At 58.4% G+C, this 1,814-nt stretch carries 1 protein-coding gene; it reads left to right on the top strand.

The window, feature by feature from the left end; all coding sequences use genetic code 11:
• Positions 1-1,814, top strand: a 1,814-nt coding sequence (locus AC1D0Z_RS20780) for a DNA gyrase subunit A (protein ID WP_477660058.1), incomplete at both ends; no start/stop codon positions are given.

Here is a 1,814-nt window from a genome sequence, read left to right on the forward strand (position 1 = left end):
GATGGAGATCGTGCCGGCACCGGACTTCCCCACGGGCGGCATTATTTACGGCATCAATGGCGTCAAGGACGGTTACCGCACTGGTCGCGGCAAGGTGGTGATGCGCGCCAGGTGCCACTTCGAGGACATTGACAAGGGCCAGCGCCAATCCATCATCGTCGACGAGCTCCCCTACCAGGTCAACAAAAAGACCCTTCAGGAGCGCATGGCCGAGCTGGTGCACGAAAAGAAGATCGAAGGCATCAGCCATATCCAGGATGAGAGCGACAAGTCAGGCATGCGCCTGGTGATCGAGCTCAAGCGAGGTGAAGTGCCCGAGGTGGTTCTGAACAACCTGTACAAACAGACCCAGTTGCAGGACACCTTCGGCATCAACATGGTGGCACTGGTCAACGGCCAGCCCAAGCTTTGCAACCTGAAAGACCTGATCCAGGTTTTCCTGTCACACCGCCGTGAAGTCGTCACACGCCGTACCGTGTTTACGCTGCGCAAGGCACGCGAGCGCGGACACGTATTGGAAGGCCTGGCGGTAGCCCTGGCCAATATTGACGATTTCATCGCGATCATCCGGAATGCACCCACACCGCCTGTCGCCAAGGCCGAACTGATGCTTCGCCCCTGGGATAGCAACCTGGTGCGCGAAATGCTCACCCGCACACGCGCCGACGGCGGTGTAGTCAATGCCGATGACTACCGCCCCGATGGCCTTGAGAAGATGTTTGGCATGGGCAACGACGGGCTGTACCGCCTCTCGGAAACGCAGGCACAGGAAATCCTGCAAATGCGCCTGCAACGCCTGACCGGCCTGGAGCAGGACAAAATCGTTGCCGAGTACAAGGAGGTCATGGCCGAGATCGACGACTTGCTCGACATCCTGGCAAAACCGGAGCGGGTTTCCATCATCATTGGCGAAGAGCTCTCGGCCATCAAGCTGGAATTCGGGCAAACAAAACTCGGCGCTCGCCGCAGCCAAATTGAGCACAGCTCCTTCGATCTCAGCACGGAAGACCTGATCACGCCAACTGACATGGTGGTGACGCTTTCCCATACCGGCTATATCAAGAGCCAGCCGCTGTCGGAATACCGCGCGCAAAAGCGCGGCGGCCGAGGCAAGCTGGCCACAGCCACCAAGGAAGATGACTGGGTCGACCAGCTCTTCATCGCCAATACGCACGACTACATTCTGTGCTTTTCCAACCGCGGCCGACTCTATTGGCTCAAGGTCTGGGAAGTGCCGGCTGGTTCGCGCGGCTCGCGTGGACGCCCTATCGTCAACATGTTCCCATTACAGGAAGGTGAAAAAATCACTGTCGTCCTGCCGCTGACGGGCGAAAAACGCAGCTTTCCGGCGGATCAATATGTATTCATGGCCACCTCCATGGGTACTGTCAAAAAAACCGCGCTGGACGAATTCAACAATCCTCGCAAAGCGGGCATCATCGCGGTCGACCTTGACGCAGGCGATTACCTGATCGGCGCATCGCTGACCGACGGCAAACATGACGTCATGCTGTTCAGCGATGGTGGGAAAGCCGTTCGTTTCGACGAAAATGATGTGCGTCCCATGGGAAGAAACGCGCGCGGCGTACGCGGCATGATGCTGGAAGACGGCCAGGGCGTGATTGCCATGCTGGTTGCCGAGGACGAGCAGCAAAGCGTGCTGACAGCGACCCAGAACGGCTTCGGCAAGCGCACCTCCATCACCGAATACACCCGCCACGGCCGTGGCACCAAGGGCATGATTGCGATCCAGCAAAGCGAACGCAACGGCAAGGTTGTTGCTGCCACACTCGTTCACGTGGATGACGAAATCA

It is taken from the genome of Polaromonas sp. P1_E3, assembly GCF_056405935.1.